We start from the raw sequence: 18011 nt of genomic DNA on the forward strand, positions 1-18011 counted from the left end.
TATAGGATCATCAGTGTGTCCACTCCCCATGCCTAAAGGCAGTGGCTGCTCAGAACATGCATGACGCAACCGCCTACGTTACGTTCTGAAGGCTCAGTTTAAGCCAAGTTGAAGCGCTTGGCTAATGCACGTTTCAAGATGTTTTGTGCAGCATTTACGTCCCGGTCGTGAACATAGCCACAGTGTTCGCACCTGTATATATGCTCTGACAGTTTTTGGGGATGATTTCACCGCAATTCGAACATTGCTGACTGAGACACTTTATGTGCGTAGTCCTTGCGTTGATTCGCGACATGCACATGCAATCGCGCCAGTTCACGAACCGCTTTGCGGTGACGAGGAGATCTTCTCCTTTTGCGAAAACGAGATAGGACACCTGCTTGAGTGTACACAGCCGCTCTTCAATGAGGAGTCTGTCTAGTTTCAGTAAGTCTTTCAAACTTTCTCTCGTTGATTCTCCACAGACGCACAGCGGTAAAGGCGCCGACAAGCAATACGAATAATAAGCCGGAGAGATATGACACTGAACTGTGAATAAAAAACAGTGCTTGCTTGTGTCCCAGGAGGTCACCGATTACAGCTCCAATGTTTGAAGAAACCACAAAAAGTATGCAGGCGCGAAGCACATACCTAGTTCGTCCTTTGTTTCTCACTTTAGCCCACCGTTCAACGAATTTTGCTGAGCCCACTTGACCACCTCCGCGCAAAATCGGAACTCCTTCATCCCGCAAGTAACGTCCTGAGAGTACAAGAACGAAAACCCTTGAGATAGTGCTCCTCGTCTGAGAACTAGTTCAAGAGTTCCATATTTCCTCTACTACCAATATACGACTCTCGAATTCGATATACCTTTCAAGCTTAGGGAAACATCAGATGAGGTCGGTCCGCATTGACCAGCCAAGCCGGGTTTTGATAATCAACCTTTTCGGAGAACAGGTCCGCGAGCTTCTTTTCCACATCCTGTGTCAGAGTGGGGAGGACGTGCGAGTAAGTGTTGAGGGGCATTTTAATGTCTACATGCCCAATCGACTCCGGGCGCGCTTTTAGTGACCTGCTTGTTTTTCGGCAAGGAGATCAGTCCCTGAAGGACTGTTTTGCGTGCGCCTGTGGTGCGCCTAACTAGTCTGCACCAATGAAATTTTATTTGATCTCGGTCTTAGTAAACCCGCGCCGCTACAGCACTCAGGGCATCTACCTGGAGCTGCATACATCGCGATTAGTACACGTGAAATCTGCCGTGGGTAACCCCGAATGGGTTCAAGTCCCGTTCTTGGCACCATGGTTAAACTAGCCGTCGTATCCGCCAAATAATGAGGTCCGCAACAACGACGTAAGGAAACTGAACATTTGCCAGCTAGTCGCCTTCCTGGCTTCTTTGTCCATGCATTATTAAACAAGCTTGTTTAATAAAATCTCTTTCGTTCAACGTGAGGGCGTACATTCGCGGTTTTTTGTCATCTGGCAACGAATTGAACGTTTCCCAAGACTTCTTCATTCCCGTGAGTATCTCTTGATCCCATCCCTGAGAGCGTCGCCTGTTTAAATCAGTCAAGTATTGAGCTAGGTTCTGTGCCTCCTGACTGGCTGGGTCTGTATTCTCTTCGACCAAGCGTCTAAGTTCATCGTAAAAGTGACCATATTGTTGATGCATTTCCTCGGTAAACTCCTGTTGTGCCAGCTTCCGCAAGACGTCATCGGAGAATGATTGTTTGGCAATTTCCCGTAAAGTTCTCCGTTCGTTCGATGATAAGTACTTGCTTGCCCACTCGGACTTCAAATCGGATTGAATCGCATCAATGACCTTAACTACAGCTTCGTGGTCCAATCTTTCAGTCTCCATCGCTTCAATCTTCTCGATCGCGGTAATGATGGTGTCAATCTGTCGTCGTTTGTCGAGTAACATTTCCTTTTGCTCTGAAAGTGCAGAAGGAAAATCCTTGCCTCCTTGGTGCATGAGATTTTTTATCTCTTCGAGAGAGAATCCAAGATATTTAAGGGCTAGAATTTTTTGCAATTGAACCAAATCATCGTCTGAGTATAGCCTGTGCCCAGCCTGGGTATACGCCGAAGGCGATAATAACCCCTTCTTGTCGTAGAACTGAAGCGTACGTACAGAAACGGACGATTTGTTTGCGAATTCATTCGTATGGTAAAGTTGCCGAGTCAATCGGCCCACCCCCTTGCGTATCTAGCGTAACTTATTACGTAGCGTCGTACTCAAGGGCTTTGAAAGGACTTTTCCGTCTTTGAGACTTTCACAGGAGGGGCTTTAGTCTACATTCTGTTTTACTGTCTGCGGCAGGACGACGGCGATTCTGACACATGGACTGTGCTGGTGAGACTCACCCGGGAAAACAAGCAGACTATCGGTGTCCGTCACACCTTGATGTGTCTTGATGGAGATAGAAACATCGCAAACCAGCAGGCGGCTCTGCCTGCTGGTTTGCGCATCATGGCGTTATGTCACAAATAGTCAACCGCGACTTTGTTCGCTGTGATGGGGCGACTAAATAGGTGTCCTTGGTACTGGTCACAGCGCTCTTCGCTGACGACAGCGAGTTGCTGCTGGTGTTCAACTCCCTCGGCTAGCACAGTGAGAGAAAAGGAGTGGGCAAGGTGGACGAGGGCAGAAAAGAGCGAGCGGTCCGCAACGCTGCTGTGAATGTCCCTTACAAATGTCCGGTCAATTTTGACCGTGTCAATCGGAAGTTGCCGCAATACCCCTAGAGAATTGTATCCGTTTCCGAAATCATCTAGCATCACGTGAATCCCACGCTGCCTTAGTTGCGTCAGTTTGTCTCGAACTTCTCTTTCGTTCTTCATTAACGACGTTTCGGTGACCTCAATACAAACCAAAGACGTGTCGATGTTATAGTCGGCAATTACGGACAAGAACTTGTCTACGAAGTCTGGTTGTGCTAGTTCTATTTGAGATACATTGACACCAATCGGAAGGATACTTTTGTTTTGTTTTTTCCACTCATTCAATTGGGCGCAGACGGTCTGAAGTACAAGTGCCCCTATCTTGACAATCAGGCCACTATCCTCAGCAATCGGTATGAATTCTGACGGTGGGATCACACCGAGAGTCGGGTGTTGCCATCGAATGAGCGCTTCTAGGGAATCCACCCGGTTGGTTTCAACGTTTACCTGAGGCTGAAATTCTAGGAATAGCTGGTCTCGCTCGTACACAGCTCTTCGCAAGTCATTTTCCAGCCGAAAAGTCGAGTAGAGCTTCTCCTGTAAGGCCTCCATGTGAATGTGCCAGCGATTCTTCCCGTCTCGCTTCGCCTCATACATCGCGAGGTCCGCACTCTTCAGTACAGACGAGACCGTGTCTCCACTCACAGGGCACAGCGCAATGCCGATGCTGGCGGTCAAATAAAACTCATATCCGTTCCATGTAATCTTCTCTTGGAGTCGTTCGAGCAGTGAGTCGGCTGTTTGGACAGCTTCTTCCATTGACACAACCGGGATCATGATTAAAAATTCATCTCCACCAAGTCGTGCCGCGACCGCTCCATTATTAAGAACACCTCGGAAGCGTCCAGCAGCAATCTTCAACACCTCATCGCCAACGTCGTGTCCAAGTGAGTCATTGACTTCTTTGAACCTGTCCAGGTCGATCAGGAGAACTGCCATTGAGTCGCCCGAGCGAATGCTACCGGACAAAAGTTCTTTCATCTTGATGTATGCTAATCGGCGGTTGGGCAGCCCAGTCAGCTCGTCATAGTGGGCCATTTTCCACATGTCCTGGTGTAGGTGTGATTGAACACGTAACTGCCGGGACACGTACCAAAACAGGGTGGGGGTGGTGACCGCCAGAAGCCATGCAGAATGTACTACGTGTTCAAGCGTTCTGCGGGAATGCCAAACGGTACCGAATAGATAGTTACCTAACCATTCGTACACGACTATTTCGAACACTATTTCAATCAGTAGTAGTCCTGCAAACAGTTTTATGCGGTTCCTGAAGTCGTGTGTTAATGCCTTGGTCACAAAGTGATCCCCTCTCGCTCAGCAATAATCGACAGAATTCTAGCACAATCGCGGTCGGCATATACAGCGGCAATTGGGGCGAGCGGGTGTGATTGTGATAAATATTTTCAGCATCGGCGCTGAGTAGGAAACAATCGTAAACTGAGTGAATTCAATGCCAAGGGACTACTGTAATGTTTGGGGTTTGATGGGTACGTGAGGTATCTCTGAGGTTGTTGTCACTCTTGCTCGACAGAAGTTGCCCGATTGACGGGTTGAGTAAAGAAATAATAAAACACGACCAGAAACGCAATAGCGTAGAATCGAACACCTAGTTTGAAAGACTCGTTAGCTTTTTCCATAGTGTTCTACCTTCTCTCGTGGGCATTATTTTGATCGGTAATAGATAGGGCTTGCGTGCGAATATACCGGCCCAACTGTGCTGCCGTACGGGGGTTCATGTCCTTCATTCGTACAACTCCGGCAATTTCCTTGATGCCGAAGAGTTCCCCGGAGAATACGATGAACGCCCGTCTGCTAGTGATGTATGGCCCGGTGACACGAATGACATTGAGTATCAGTAAGAGCGCGGATAATACATTGATCATACCAAAGGCGTAGGAGAGTGCTTGTGTCTTGCCTCGTGAAACGGTCCCTCCCAAAATGGGTCCGGTCGCGGATAGATAGAAACCTTCCGGGACGACAAAAATACCCGTCGTGGTGATACGGCCAGTCAGCAAGAGGATGGCTGTTACGAAATCGATTGAGTACTGAATGGCCTCGAGCCCGTTAGGCACAACCTTCTCTCCACCGACTTGCGACATCTTTTATCTCTCCTTTTGTCATCGTGCATTCAGAATACAAGTGAAGTTCACGTTATGGCACGGCACTGTGACTTTGGCCTCTCGAAGCAACAAACTTACCTTTGCACACATGCCAAACGAACAATTGGACAAGATACAGTCACATTGATTCGGCTGTTGCACGAGGAGTGACACCATGAAGAAGCTGACGCCTCGAGTCCTGCCCAAACGGAACGAACTTCATCGGTCAAGTGTCTCAAACGAAGGTCTTGTTCATGGTGACATAGACGAGGATACTCAGGTGCTTGAGCAAAAACTTCGTGCTGAGCTACAGAACTCGTCTGATGTATGTTTCCGACGGTTTGGAGTTGAGCGGGGTCGCACGCTGCTGATCGTTTACATTGACGGGCTCGTGGATACAGAACTCCTTGATAAAACACTCTTAATGCCACTGAGCATGCGTTGGATGAATCATCCGGATGCACACATCGACAAGACCCTTGTGGATGTCGTTACAGAAAAAATCGTTCCAATTGCACGCATAAAAAACGTCACGACGGTTCGTGACATCGTGGATGGACTGTTGGAAGCGAGCGTGGCTGTCATTGCCCACGGAACAAAGGCCGCCTTACTAGCTGAGTTGAAGAACTGGCCAGAACGAGCCATTCAGGAATCCGTAAGCGAGCCGTCCATTCGTGGGCCCCGTGAGGCATTCAATGAGTCTCTACGAACAAGCATTGCCATGGTTCGCAAGCGCATCAAAAGCACCAATTTAAAAGTCGAGAGTGTATCGATTGGACAAGTCTCCCAAACAGATGTTGCCCTCGTCTATCTTGAAGGGACGGTAAATCCGACTGTATTGGAGGAACTTCGCAGCAGATTGAGTCGCATTCGGTTAGATGCCGTTCTAGAAACACAGTACATTGAGGAATTTATCGAAGACTCGCCGAATTCTCCGTATCCTCAGGTTCAGAACACGGAGAGGCCGGACGTCGTTGTTGCGGCATTGCTGGAGGGGAAGATTGCCATCTTGGTCGATGGAACGCCAAATGTTCTGATTGTTCCTATGACGTTTTGGACGGGGTTCCAAGCGCCAGACGATTACTATGAAAGACCAATATACATGACGGCAGTTCGATGGGTGCGCTTTGTCATGCTCAATATTTCTATTTTTTTGACCCCGCTATATGTTGCGTTAACCAGTTACCATCCGCAGATGCTGCCTACTAATTTGCTTATCACCTTTGCCGCCGCTAGAAGTGGCAGTCCGTTTCCGGTCGCGATAGAGGCTTTTGCGATGGAATTTGTGTTTGAGGGTCTGCGAGAGGCTGGAGTTCGACTCCCTAAGGCGGTCGGTTCTGCTGTCAGTATTGTCGGGGGGTTGGTTGTCGGTCAGGCGGCTGTTGAAGCGGGCCTCGTTTCAGCCCCGACAGTGATTATGGTTGCCACATCTGGCATCGCATCGTTCACCATTCCTCGGTATAATTTTGGGTTTTCGTACCGTCTCTTGCGATTTTTTGTTCTGCTTCTATCGGCAGTCGTTGGGCTCTACGGCCTGACCATTAGTTTCATAGTGATACTGATTCACCAAGTAAATCTGGAGTCGTTTGGTGTTCCCTATATGTCTCCCATTGCCCCGCGGAACCTCAAACAACTACGAGACATACTTACACGGGTATCTCGGAAGGGTCTGTCGGACCGGCCACAATCCCATGTGGATCAACAAAATTCAGGTCGTCAACATTCGTCGCGGTTGAGTCGCTCATGAGACAACGTAAACAGTTCGCAGTAGTGGTCGCGAGTGCGATTTTAATCTGTACCCTGGTGACCGGATGTTGGGACCGTACGGAATTGAATGATCGCGCTTTGGTCATGGCATCGGGTCTTGACCTTGACGCGAATGGGCGATGGCTGCTCACCGACCAGGTCATCATTCCTGTCAACTTGGCGAAACAAGAGAGCATTACCCGACAAAGTTTTCTCACCCTTTCAGCGACAGGAAAAGACCTAGTGGATGCTGGGCAACTCCTTCAAACAAAACTGTCCCGACAGTACTTCCTGGGTCACCGACGTGTGATTTTTATCGGGGAAGAGGCGGCAAGACACGGTTTGACAGGCATTATGGACGAATACACACGAAACCCAGATGTACGTCTTAGGAGTGATATTTTCGTCGTTCGTGGAGCTAGGGCCATAGACGCATTGGAGATAAAAGCGCCCCTGGAACAATACCCGGGTTTGACAATTATCAAGAGTCGGAGATTCGTGGGAGGAACGGTCGGGGATTCCTTGCGGGGGTTTTTAATCGCTGCTGCGAGTCAAACGAGTTGTGCTACTTTGCCGGTGCTGGAAATTGTCCCGGAAACCGTGCAGTCGACCAATAAAACATTTGCGTTCACTGGGCGAGCAATTTTCAACAAGGAGCTGAAAGTGGTCGGATATTTGGATTTTTCCGATGCTAATTATCGACTGTGGGTCACAAATGATTTGAAGAAACGGCAAATTACATTCCAGATTCCGGGACATCCAGGGTATGCGACAGTGGATTTGTCTCAGTTCGCTGGGCGAGTTCACGCCATTGTTCAATATGGACATCCGCGCTTTGAAGTTGAACTGACCGGACAAGGTTTACTTAGAGAAAATCAGACAAACCTTAATGTCAAAGACCCTAAGCAGTTGAAGCAACTGAACGACGCGATGCAACATGAGGTCAACGATGAAGTCACGCAACTGATTGCCAAGGTCCAGAAGCAGTACAAGACTGACATATTTGGATTTGACCAGGCTTTGGCAAGACAGCAACCCAAACAGTGGAAAGTAATGAAACTTCATTGGAATGAACTGTTTCCTGAAGCACACTTTAATGTCGCCACACGACTCAAAATCAAAACGGTGGGCCTGACGTCGAAGAACCCCGTTTCTAGTAAGTTGTCACAAGGCTATGGAAGTTGGTGAGGCATGAAGCCAGGGACAATGGTGATTTCGGGAGGGCAATTATTCTGGATTTCAAGCATGTTTGACCTTGGCATGGCGGCGTTTCTTATGATCTCCCCAACAATTGAACGGGTCGGGAACGATGCCTGGCTATCACTGCTTGCGAGCGGAATTCTCAGCGTGTTTGCCACTTGGATTGGAACTCGGTTAAGTCGCTATTATCCAGACAAGGTTTTTATAGAGTACATTTGCGACCTCACGGGAACTATTATAGGGAAAGCTATCGGCACGGTGTATGTCATCAACTGGGTCGTTGTCACAGCCATGGCAATACGGCAAATCACGGACATTTTCGTCACCGCGCAATTTCATCGCACCCCAAGTTGGGTCTTTATTATCTCCATGGCCTTGGTCTCGGTGTATTTGCTGTATAAAAATGGACTACAGTCATTGGGTAGATTTACAGAGGTCATTGGTCCGGCGGTCATCTTCGTCGCATTAGGAGTATTCCTGTTAGATCTCCCGAACGTAACTTGGAGTCGACTCCTTCCGGTATACGTCAACTCAGGACCATACGGGCTCTTGTATGGTGCAATTCCATCGGTGTCCTTTTTGGCACAAACCTCATTCCTCACGATGGTTTTTCGCTTTGTTAAGAATCAGAATCACAATGTGAGGCAGGCTGTTTTTGGAACTGCATTCGCCAGTCTGTTTGTCGTCATCAGTGGGGTGTTCTCGATTGCCACGTTTGGGGCGGACCTCGGTGCGAAGATGTGGAATCCTGTCTTTGACATGGTCCAGTATATATCGGTTTCTGAAATCATCCAGAACGTTGATGCTTTCGTGATAGTCATTTGGTTTCTTACAGCGTTTGTACGAGTTGCGCTGTTTATGTTCTTAGCCGTCTCTGGTACCGCGGCACTGCTGAATTTGAAAAGATGGCACTCGCCTCTGCTCTGGATTGGTGGGATAACGGTCATCCTCGCCATGATTCCGAAGGATATCACGGAATCAACCATAGAGTACCCCAGGAAATTCGTCGAACCGTTTGTACTCCCTGTATTGATTTTTGGAATCCCACTCGTTCTGTGGATGATTGCGTTTTTACGTCGTCGATTCGGTCATCAAGGGGCTACACCGCGGCCAGGTGGGTCTGCGGTCAAGTGAGCATGGGCGAGGGTAGAGGGGACGAGAGTAGTAAAAATCCCCGAGGTCACTTTGTACCTGCGGGGATTTGACTCCTAGGCTGATTACAGTCGAGTCTGTTCTAGGTCCTCATTTCCGCAAAAGCACATTTTTGCGCCGGTTGATATGGTTCCATCTCTCTCTACACTTCCGCGTAACACGAATGTTTCGCCACACACTTTACAAGATATTCGGACAAGTGGATTACCCGCTTTTTTTATGATTTCGTGGTCAATAGCCACCCTGTTCACCCCCGACATGGTGAGATACGACATCAGCTCGACAATTCCTTTACAGAACCTTTCGCCTTTTGTGGGGTGAGTATCATCTGCGAATTGTTCACTTTTGCGCAGCTCTGAGCATGGTCCTCGTATCCACGAGTTCTCTTACATATCGTCGTACGCTTACGGACACTATTACACATATACCATCAATCTGTTCGAAGGCGGAAAAGTCTTGTTCTTCACGCGACGAAACCGATTATTTGGGAGCATGGGGGATGACCAGCCGAAATCACAACCGGTCGTACCTGATTTTAAGAAGGCTCCCCACTACAAAGGGAATCTGAAAGATGCCTTGCGTTATTTCGCAGAGTCTCTCGGCGCGAGCGACGACTATGTTGTACGCGTCGTTAAGGTTGCCGGCATATCTGCAGCCATTGTGTTCATACAGACGATTAGTGATCATAAGGCAATCGAGGAAACCCTTCGAGAACTACATCAGCATCAATTTCCCAAACGCAGACCCAAAAATTTTTCGCAATACTTAATTGAACACGTCCTGCCAAGTTCTGATGCAGTCTTCATGGAAAACCTTTATGAACTTAAAGAGGCGATTACGGGCGGGGATTTGGTCCTGTTAATCGACACAATCTCACCGGCACTCGTCATGGGTGCAAAGTACGTAGAGCACAGAAGTCCAGAACAACCATTTATTGAATCGTCAGTTCGTGGTTCTCAAGTCAGCTTTGTGGAAAATATCGATGTCAACATTGGGTTGATTCGGAACTCACTGAATACCGAGACATTGCGTGTGAAGAAATTCAAAGTGGGCTATCGCAGTCGACGAGACATCGCTTTAATTTACTTGGAGGATGTCGCAAACCCCGTTTTGATTGAAACGGTCACAGAACGCATTAGTGCAGTCCATATCGACGTGGTAAGCCAAAGCTCAGCAATCGAGCATAGGATTGTTGATCATCCATGGACACCCTTGCCGTTAACCAGGCTTACGCAGCGGATTGATAGTGTAGCGCGGGAAATTAATCAAGGGAAGGCCACTGTAATTGTGGATGGAGACCCGACCGTTCTGATTGTTCCGGCGTCGTTGCAGGACATGTTTCAAACGGAAGAGGATTACGGCCACTCATGGCTCGAAGCGGTCTTTCTCCGCTGGTTACGTGCTTTGGCTCTCCTCTTTTCGGTGTTTTTGCCTGCACTGTATATCGCCTTTGTTGATTTTAATCCGGAACTGCTGCCAAAGGTTCTCGGACTGCAGATTGCGAGGTCACGAGAAGGTGTGCCGTTTCCTGCTGTGATGGAAGTGCTGATCATGCAAAGTGTAGTCGAAATTCTTCGCGAGGCCACACTGCGCATGCCCAAACAAATGGGTCAAACCATTGGTATTGTTGGAGGTTTAGTTGTCGGTGAAGCCAGTGTTCAAGCCGGATTAGTCAGCAATATTCTCATTATCGTAGTGTCATTATCTGCCGTCAGCATATTTGTGACACCGAGTTACGAGTTTGCGACGGTTACACGACTGGCGTCTTGGGTTATGATCGTGTCTGCATCCATTCTTGGTTTATATGGGCTCATTTTAATGACCATTCTACTCCTGTCCGAACTGAGTGCGACTAAATCCTTTGGCCTCCCCTACCTAGCGCCGTTTGATGGTGCACACATCAAGGACGTGTTCACAGATGGCATCATTCGTTTGCCGGTGAACATGATGAGCAGGCGAACCAGCCATCTTCATCCACGTGACAGCACTGGACAGGCGGAGTACCACAATCCAATCCCGCATCCGCAACTCGAAAAGGCGCAGGAAAGTCAGAAGCAGCCGGAAGGCCGAAAAAAGTGAAAACCACTTTACACAAGCTGGCTGTTTGTGCAAGTAGTATTGTCTGTCTGATGTTCATTCCCGGGTGCTGGGACTACCAAAAAATCAATGACCGTGCTCCCGTCATTGGTATTGGTGTTGATCCAGTACCGAATCAACCGAAAATGATGTCCTACACGTTTCAGATTCAGGTATTCGACAAGTCCACTAGTGAGGGCAACTCTGACCAAGGGGAAGGAAGTTCTGGAGGGGCAAGTTCTTCAGCGGAACACCAGAATTTTACGGTAAGGGCACGTGGAGTACAAGATGGTCTCAGGTACGCACAGCTACAATACCCCAAGACGTTTTATTTAAGCAACATCCAGAGTGTTGTAATGAGTGAAAAACTTACAGGCGGCCAGATCCAAAGCGTGATCACAGAATTGGAACGTTCCCCCACAGTCGATAAGCTGGCCTTCGTCTGTTTTACTCCGGAAAGCGCTAAGGACGTAATGGACACACCTGGTCGAGTTGCACCTGCGGATGCGATTGACCGTGTGCTGGGAAGCAGCTTAAAACAGCATGCGTTTACGACACGCACGAGAGTGTGGCAATTTTGGCGTGACTGGAAAGAGTTCGGTGTAGAGCCTCAGGCGCCCATCGTAATTACGGAAGACTCACACGTACAAATGCGTGGAATGTTGGCCCTACGTGACTTGACGCCAACGGAACAACTATCTCCAGCTGAGACGCTGTACTTCAATTTAGTTGCAAGCTCAGTCAATCAAATCGCTGTTTGGATTGATGATCGCGGGAGTTCATTTGAAGTCGGGCACATTCAGTCGAACCGGAGAATTTCCGCATCAATGTTACATGGCGTGCCAGTTCTTCACGCTATCGTGCGTGTGAACGGCGTTATCGTGCAGGACGAAACAAGGAACGAAAAAATTCTGACTAATCCAGAAATTGAACGTTACCGCAAAGTGATGGAGGAAGAGATGCAACGGAAGGCTACTGAAGCTGTGCAGCGACTCCAACAACAACGGGATGATGCGTATGGCTTTGGGAGGTACATTCTCGTGCATGACCCGTCAACCCGACGTGTGGTCTCAACGCGGTGGCCAGAAATGTTCGCCCGCGCCCGAGTCGATATCAAGGTAAAAGTGACGAGGTTACAAAAGGGGACGTTGATGTGAGACAAGCGGCAACACAGAGACGTGAGTATTTGTCCTGGTTTCAAACAGTAGAACTTGGATCTTCTAGCTTCTTGCCATTGGCTTTCTGGGTGTTCCCAAGGATCGCGGTTGAACACGCTGGAATGGATGCACAGTGGTCGGTTTTTCTGGTAATTGTTGGGGCTATAGCAATTGCGCTCATTCATGGTGCCTTAAACGAGCGGTTCCCGGCGGTGACGGGTGCTGACATGCATGTCCTTACGTACGGGAAGTGGTTGTCAATTCCTGTCCTTATTGCATACGAAGCTGTCTACGTGTTTTTTGTCGGGATGTCGTTGTTCTACTTCGTGGCGTCTATCCAGCCATTTTACGCCATGACGCCTCGCTGGGTGATGGCTGGTGCTCTGTGTCTGATTGCCATCCGGATGTCATGGCACGGAGTGGAATCGTTAGGGCGTGTGTCTGCCATTGTTCATCCATTGACGTGGTTCGGGGTGATTTCTGTGTTCACCGTTATCATGTTGCAGGCGAAATGGTTTTGGATTCCGCACACCGTCACGAGTTGGCACGATACGTTTCGAGGAGCCTATTATCTGCTGCCACTTGGGTTAGGGTTTAATCTGTTTCTGATACTCAGTCCGTACTACGAACACAAGAAGAATCGGTCGATTTGGTATCCAATGATTAGTGCTGTGGCGGGCATGATGGCTGTAGTCATTGCGTTCTTTGCCGTGATTCTTAATATTGGATGGGAAGGCGCAAGAGAGGTTACGTTTACTATCCAGTACGCATTACAACTGATTCGGATGCAGGGATGGATCGTCGAACGGCTTGGGATTCTCATCATCATTTTTGCGACTGCATACACGGTTCTCTTCGTCAGCACCCACCTATGGGGGATTTCTATACTCACATGCCGGATATTAAATCAAAGTACCGACGGCTACAAACGGTTCATCATCCCAATCGCTATTGCAATTTTCTCGGTGACCGTATGGTTTACAGACACTCAGCAAGCCTTTAAAATTTTGGATAAGTGGCTGGTGCCAATCAGTTGGATATTGTTGTTGATCATTCCCTTGATGACGTACCTATGTGCGGCGATTCGAGGTGTTCGAACTGAGCAGTTGCCTGTTCCAAAACCGTATGAGAGTCGTGTGAAGACATCAAAACGATAAAACCGGGTCAGTGAGATGCGGGGATAATGAGCCAGTAGATTAGGCACTAAGGCGTCACTTCGTCGCGATTGGACACTTCGTGCTATAATTTCCTAATCATCATAGACTCGGATGGGATGAAAAACATGAAAGTAAACGACGAGACACAGACATCCATTCATAACTTTGATATTACGTTTCAACTCTATATGGCGATGAGAAGAATCTGTAAGATTCAGGAGCACATACGTGCCAGGGTAGGAAAGAATGTCGGGCTGACTGACGCTCAGTATTATTTAATTCGAGCATTGGCATTATGCGATACTCGCCTCTCATACTCTAAACTCGCTCATTTAACTGGGCTATCACACAACTCAGTGTCCACCTTGATAAAAGGTCTTATCAAGTCAGGACTCGTCCAACAACATCCTTGTCCTCATGATGGACGTGTGACTGAACTTTCACTGAGTGAAAACGGATTGAAAGTTGTGCATGAATTATTTACGTGTGACGAAGAACAGTTAGAGTTAATTCAACAGGTAACGACTATGGTGCAAGATGAGGACCTAATCGGAAAACTGAATACGTTACACGACTTTTCTTTGGAATTTCTAAAACGGATCACAGTTTAGATGTGCTAGCGGGCATATCAATCCATGGAAATGAGTTTTGGTCATTCCAACTTTTACGTGAAGGCGTTTCTCAATATATCCTTGCAGACATATGTCGAAACAGATATTATTAATAGGGTTAGTTATGGTACGGTTCAATCTGAATTGAAATTAATAGGAAGTGATCTGGTGAAAGCGACGGGCTTTATTCGTCCACTTGACAACTTGGGTCGTGTAGTGGTTCCAAAAGGCTTACGTTTGGAACGCGGGATGCTTCAGGGCGAACCCATCGAAATTTGGCAAGATGGGCAAAGGATTGTTTTGGAACTATACCGTGAGAGTTGCGTTCTCTGCGGGATAGACAATTCGCTCACCACCTTTAGAAGTAAAACAGTATGTATCGATTGCAGGGACGAGTTAACAAAGCAATATTCGTTGCTGTCTTCCGTCACCGATGGTTGTAACGAATCTCTGAATAAGTTGTCCTAGTGATTGAACGGAAATCGCTACGCATGTAATGCTTGAATTTGAGAAGGCATCCGTACAATTACGGATGCTTTTTTGCTCGCCAAAATGAAGGACGTTGCTTGCAATGCAAGGCAACGCCCGTCAGCCATCTCACTCTGTCAGTACACTGGTGTTGTTGTGCAGGTCGTTACTGTGTAAGGGACGAGCAGAATGAACAGCACAAAGATAATCAGAAACACGACCGCCCATCGTGTGTAGCCTCCGAGGGCACCACCGCCATACATATTAGGTTCCTCCCTTCAACACATGTGAGACAATCTTCGCGCAACTCCTCCTTTAGTATCCTGCCGCTCCTCCGTATCCGGGTACGAGCAAGAAGAACAACACGAAGATGATGAGGAATACGACCGCCCAACGTGTATATGCTCCAAAGCAGCCACCATCGTACACAAGCTCACTCTCCTTCCGCATTGGTACCTCACTTTATGAAAGGTCGTCCGCCCTTGAGTGGGCTCTTGCCTTTCGACGAGAGCCCATTCAAGCGTTTTCCAGCCCCACGGCAAGAACTTCAGCCATGCGCTCTGGACGGTGGCGAGAGACGGAATTGACAGTTGGGGAACAAGAGCCGCGGGACGTGAATCATCAACGGCAAGGCTGCTCAGTGCGTAGAATATTACGGTCAGGACTATATGCCTCGGGACAACTAGGCGTCTCAGCAACTTGCCGCTCTGTAGCCATCGAGATTCGTGATCTGATGAGAAAACTGAGGGGGTTATCGCGTGACCATCACACAACTACTGGTGTCCAAAGAGGCAATCGCCGTTTACGCATTGGCACTTGCAGCACTCGAGAAGAAATTTCAGTTCATCAAGCCCGTTGTGAAGTATTTAGAAAACCACCAAAGCGTCGCGACAGACATTGCCGAGAAGCTCCCACAGAGTGCAGTTGTAGCAGTTGAAGACGGTGTGAAATTTATTGAACACCTCGCAGAGTCGCCGGTTATGGCGCCATTCGTCGCGAAAGGTAAGATTGAGGTTCAACATCTGATTGACGAGGTCGAGCACGACAAGGCCATTATGCAGGCACAGGCGATTTTGCGGCAGGCTGGGGGCGCATATGAGGGTTTAAAGCCCGATGTCAAGGTGAAGGTGGAGACCGTGCTGAAACTTGCGCTGAGCAAAATGGGCATCAACTTCAGTGAGGCGGAGGTTAAATCAACCCTGCACGCTGCAGATACACTCGCCAAAAATGTAGCCAATTCGCCGGAGGTCAAATTGTTGCTCGACGGGTCACAAGGCACGCAAGTTGTAAGAAGCTAACTCGCACTGGGTTTTTCAATCCGATGGCAAACAGGCCGGGCATATGTAGGCCAGTCTCGACAGGACGAGGGCGACGAAGTTCCTCTCCTGTCTACGGCCTCCCAGCCCTGACAACAATTCTAAGTGTCGCTTGTCGAACCGTGAACTGCGATCGTCACCGCCTGATTACCTAACTCGTTCCAGGCACCCAGAAAGTTGGCTCGCTTCACTGGTTCGTCCTTCTGGCCGGTCAGTGGGTTGTTGATAAAAATGTATTTGGCATTATAGCCGACAATCAGTACAGCATGTTCCTGCTCGTTCACCCGTATAGGGCCTTCGGGTGTCTGCCACGTCTCCCAATACTTATTCGTTGGTTTCAAGGTTGCGGTCACCCACGCTTCAACCGGAACGCCCTTCGCGACATAAGACAAAATCTCGTCAAATGGCTGATTGGTCAGGTCTACACCTTCGCCAGGGAGGATTTTGTCGATTAGTTTTATTATCGGCCCATGGTAGATTCCAAACCCATCCGACCATACGTACGGCGACCCCACAAAACCAACGTTAGGGTTGCCCCATGAAATGATTTGACCCGTAGAAGATTCCACGCGTGGCGTCGAGTCATAGGGCTGTTCCGCGGCGAGCGTCATTTTGCTCACAGGGTTTCCAATCGCAGTAAACAACATGGATAGACTGGTGACTTCGCAACCGTTCGGAAGTTGCGGATTTTGATTCTGTGGTGGAACGTTCAACATGACTGAAGCTGGGAGTTCACTTTCGGTCGGCTTTGAATTCTGCTTTGGTGTGGTTCCGCTTTGTTTTTTTGTCAGAACTTTGGGCTTGGCTGTATTCCGCTTCTGTTCTAGCGGGCTCGTCGAGTTGTGTTTCGTCTGAGCGGCTGCTAGCAGTTCCGTTTTTGCCTTAGCAGTCGGCAACCACCACCCGGAACTTGCCCACCCTGCGAATCCGAGAACTACAATCGTCGAAGTTGCCACAAGACGTCTGCGGTGTCTTCGTCGCACGGCGGCCTGATGACGACGATTCTTACGCGTCGCATTCAGCGATCGGAGTTTTTGCATGTCATCCACGTTATCTCCTCCGCCCTTCAAAGTCCACTGGACCGGTCCACCATCGCAAGTATTCTCCGTCCCCTGTACTAGACGTTGCTCGAGGCGATTAGGTTACAAAGTTCGACGGCACGGCGGCGGGTTTTGGCGATTGCTGTCAACGACGGGTAAACATTCTTGTCGACTTATTGTGCCGTGCTTTGTTTATTGGAGGGTTTGTGTATCACTCGTGTGATACGGAAAACCGCAACGGCGAGCAAAGGGAGGCCGACCATAGTTACACCAAAATAAGCTGGCGTAGTGTATGCCATGAACTCGTGCAAGTCAGGAGAATTGTGGAAGAATAAAACATTGGCGGTCCAGACTGCAACGCCTGCGGGGAGGGCTACATTCCGAATGGTTGGGAGACGGAAGACATCCTTCATGGCGGAACACATGGCGTATAAGAACGTAGAAATTTTCAGGACCATGGTAGCGATGACACCCATTACGTAAATCGTGTCAAGGCGTTCGACGAACTGGCCGATGCGAATGCCGCGGACCACCTCTCCTACCGGTAGGGACAGGTACGTCAAGGCCGGGCCCAACACCGCGATCACAATTCCCATAATGAAGAGTCCAGCAACACTAAGAAATGCGCCCAGCCACAGAAGGTCCTTTGCCAAGGTCTTGCCGCCATTCATAGATTTGACCAGTTGTAACGCTACAAGAAATTCAAATGGAAACGAGGTCGTCGGCAATATAGACGCACGCAAGACAGGGGTCCAGCCATTCGCTAGAACGGGTGTGAGTTGGGATACATCCACGTTTTGAAGGGACAGCACAGATAGAGCCAAGGCGATGATGACAGCAATTGGTGTGATGAATTCCCCCAACCGTCCCAATGTCTCGATGCCATGAAATACAACGTACGTAATGGGAGGTACAATGGCGGCGCTAATGACATAGAGTGGCGTCTGGGGCAAGCTTGTAATTTCAACAAATACGGACAGTTCACGCAGAAGCATAGCCGTAGTAATAAGAAACCAAACCAAGAACCACGCGCCCAAAACCCGGCCAATCCATGGACCAAAAGCAGTCTCTAACCCGTCCATCAGCGACTGATTCGGAAAAGTACGGATGAACAACGCACTGACGCCAGCCGTGCACGCCGTCCCAGCGAAAAAGAACAAGGGTACAATCCACCCATCCCGTACCGTATACTGACCAATACTAAATGGTAATAACGTGATACCCGTCCCCAAAATGACCCACAACATCAGATAAATGAACTGCATGCGTGAAATCTGTGTCAATCT

At 48.7% G+C, this 18011-nt stretch carries 16 protein-coding genes; 9 read left to right on the top strand and 7 right to left on the bottom strand.

Annotated features, from left to right (window positions below; genetic code table 11):
- Positions 1 to 98: 98 nt before the first annotated feature.
- From JC200_RS24500 to JC200_RS17190, 4 genes are all read right to left on the bottom strand, one after another.
- The gene (locus tag JC200_RS24500) at positions 99 to 212 is read right to left on the bottom strand and encodes a zinc ribbon domain-containing protein (protein ID WP_443111920.1); all 114 of its coding nucleotides are present in this window, start codon (positions 210 to 212) and stop codon (positions 99 to 101) included.
- 1142 nt (positions 213 to 1354) lie between these two features.
- Positions 1355 to 2167 carry a MerR family transcriptional regulator gene (locus tag JC200_RS17180; RefSeq protein WP_274432921.1) on the bottom strand — a complete coding sequence of 271 codons (813 nt, stop codon included), beginning with the start codon at positions 2165 to 2167 and terminating at the stop codon, positions 1355 to 1357.
- A 296-nt stretch (positions 2168 to 2463) separates the two neighbouring features.
- Positions 2464 to 3741, bottom strand: coding sequence for a putative bifunctional diguanylate cyclase/phosphodiesterase (locus JC200_RS17185; RefSeq protein WP_274432922.1), 1278 nt, complete (start codon positions 3739 to 3741; stop codon positions 2464 to 2466).
- A gap of 605 nt (positions 3742 to 4346) precedes the next feature.
- On the bottom strand, positions 4347 to 4802 hold the full coding sequence (locus JC200_RS17190; RefSeq protein ID WP_274432923.1) for a hypothetical protein: 456 nt from the start codon (positions 4800 to 4802) through the stop codon (positions 4347 to 4349).
- Between the two features lie 175 nt (positions 4803 to 4977).
- Here JC200_RS17190 and JC200_RS17195 point away from each other — a divergent pair, with 175 nt between their 5' ends.
- The 8 genes from JC200_RS17195 to JC200_RS17230 all read left to right on the top strand — a co-directional run bounded on the left by JC200_RS17195 (position 4978) and on the right by JC200_RS17230 (position 14369).
- Complete coding sequence (locus JC200_RS17195) at positions 4978 to 6549, top strand: spore germination protein (RefSeq protein ID WP_274432924.1); 1572 nt, start codon at positions 4978 to 4980, stop codon at positions 6547 to 6549.
- Positions 6546 to 7736 (top strand): Ger(x)C family spore germination protein, encoded by a 1191-nt coding sequence (locus JC200_RS17200; RefSeq protein ID WP_274432925.1) that lies wholly within the window; start codon positions 6546 to 6548, stop codon positions 7734 to 7736. Before JC200_RS17195 ends, JC200_RS17200 begins: the two co-directional genes overlap by 4 nt.
- Positions 7737 to 7739: 3 nt before the next feature.
- Positions 7740 to 8882: a GerAB/ArcD/ProY family transporter gene (locus tag JC200_RS17205; RefSeq protein ID WP_274432926.1), complete on the top strand. Its 1143-nt coding sequence runs from the start codon at positions 7740 to 7742 to the stop codon at positions 8880 to 8882.
- A 510-nt stretch (positions 8883 to 9392) separates the two neighbouring features.
- A complete protein-coding gene (locus JC200_RS17210; RefSeq protein WP_274432927.1) occupies positions 9393 to 10979 on the top strand; it encodes a spore germination protein in 1587 nt (528 codons plus the stop codon).
- Entirely contained in the window at positions 10976 to 12133 is a 1158-nt protein-coding gene (locus JC200_RS17215) for a Ger(x)C family spore germination protein (protein WP_274432928.1), read from the top strand. Before JC200_RS17210 ends, JC200_RS17215 begins: the two co-directional genes overlap by 4 nt.
- On the top strand, positions 12130 to 13290 hold the full coding sequence (locus tag JC200_RS17220) for a GerAB/ArcD/ProY family transporter (protein ID WP_274432929.1): 1161 nt from the start codon (positions 12130 to 12132) through the stop codon (positions 13288 to 13290). Before JC200_RS17215 ends, JC200_RS17220 begins: the two co-directional genes overlap by 4 nt.
- A gap of 125 nt (positions 13291 to 13415) precedes the next feature.
- Positions 13416 to 13901 carry a MarR family winged helix-turn-helix transcriptional regulator gene (locus JC200_RS17225; RefSeq protein WP_274432930.1) on the top strand — a complete coding sequence of 162 codons (486 nt, stop codon included), beginning with the start codon at positions 13416 to 13418 and terminating at the stop codon, positions 13899 to 13901.
- A 24-nt stretch (positions 13902 to 13925) separates the two neighbouring features.
- On the top strand, positions 13926 to 14369 hold the full coding sequence (locus JC200_RS17230; protein WP_274432931.1) for an AbrB/MazE/SpoVT family DNA-binding domain-containing protein: 444 nt from the start codon (positions 13926 to 13928) through the stop codon (positions 14367 to 14369).
- 315 nt (positions 14370 to 14684) lie between these two features.
- Here JC200_RS17230 and JC200_RS17235 read toward each other — a convergent pair whose 3' ends face one another.
- Positions 14685 to 14819: a hypothetical protein gene (locus JC200_RS17235; RefSeq protein WP_274436657.1), complete on the bottom strand. Its 135-nt coding sequence runs from the start codon at positions 14817 to 14819 to the stop codon at positions 14685 to 14687.
- Between the two features lie 308 nt (positions 14820 to 15127).
- On the opposite strand from JC200_RS17235, the gene JC200_RS17240 reads away from it, so the two are divergent.
- Positions 15128 to 15667: a hypothetical protein gene (locus JC200_RS17240; RefSeq protein ID WP_274432932.1), complete on the top strand. Its 540-nt coding sequence runs from the start codon at positions 15128 to 15130 to the stop codon at positions 15665 to 15667.
- Positions 15668 to 15786: 119 nt separating this feature from the next.
- Here the strand turns inward: JC200_RS17240 and JC200_RS17245 are convergent, their stop codons facing one another.
- Together JC200_RS17245 and JC200_RS17250 are read right to left on the bottom strand one after the other, a co-directional pair.
- Positions 15787 to 16725: a C39 family peptidase gene (locus JC200_RS17245; RefSeq protein ID WP_274436579.1), complete on the bottom strand. Its 939-nt coding sequence runs from the start codon at positions 16723 to 16725 to the stop codon at positions 15787 to 15789.
- A gap of 173 nt (positions 16726 to 16898) precedes the next feature.
- Positions 16899 to 18008, bottom strand: a complete 1110-nt coding sequence (locus JC200_RS17250) for a GerAB/ArcD/ProY family transporter (protein ID WP_274432933.1) — start codon at positions 18006 to 18008, stop codon at positions 16899 to 16901.
- Positions 18009 to 18011 lie beyond the last annotated feature (3 nt).

This window comes from Alicyclobacillus sp. ALC3, from assembly GCF_028751195.1.
Taxonomy (GTDB): domain Bacteria; phylum Bacillota; class Bacilli; order Alicyclobacillales; family Alicyclobacillaceae; genus Alicyclobacillus_L.

Bases quoted from the DNA above. Each gene is read 5' to 3' on its own strand.
- JC200_RS17185 (WP_274432922.1), bottom strand. From the start codon at position 3,741: ATGGCCCACTATGACGAGCTGACTGGGCTGCCCAACCGCCGATTAGCA.
- JC200_RS17190 (WP_274432923.1), bottom strand. From the start codon at position 4,802: ATGTCGCAAGTCGGTGGAGAGAAGGTTGTGCCTAACGGGCTCGAGGCC.
- JC200_RS17195 (WP_274432924.1), top strand. From the start codon at position 4,978: ATGAAGAAGCTGACGCCTCGAGTCCTGCCCAAACGGAACGAACTTCAT.
- JC200_RS17200 (WP_274432925.1), top strand. From the start codon at position 6,546: ATGAGACAACGTAAACAGTTCGCAGTAGTGGTCGCGAGTGCGATTTTA.
- JC200_RS17205 (WP_274432926.1), top strand. From the start codon at position 7,740: ATGAAGCCAGGGACAATGGTGATTTCGGGAGGGCAATTATTCTGGATT.
- JC200_RS17210 (WP_274432927.1), top strand. From the start codon at position 9,393: ATGGGGGATGACCAGCCGAAATCACAACCGGTCGTACCTGATTTTAAG.
- JC200_RS17225 (WP_274432930.1), top strand. From the start codon at position 13,416: ATGAAAGTAAACGACGAGACACAGACATCCATTCATAACTTTGATATT.
- JC200_RS17230 (WP_274432931.1), top strand. From the start codon at position 13,926: ATGGAAATGAGTTTTGGTCATTCCAACTTTTACGTGAAGGCGTTTCTC.
- JC200_RS17235 (WP_274436657.1), bottom strand. From the start codon at position 14,819: ATGCGGAAGGAGAGTGAGCTTGTGTACGATGGTGGCTGCTTTGGAGCA.
- JC200_RS17245 (WP_274436579.1), bottom strand. From the start codon at position 16,725: ATGCAAAAACTCCGATCGCTGAATGCGACGCGTAAGAATCGTCGTCAT.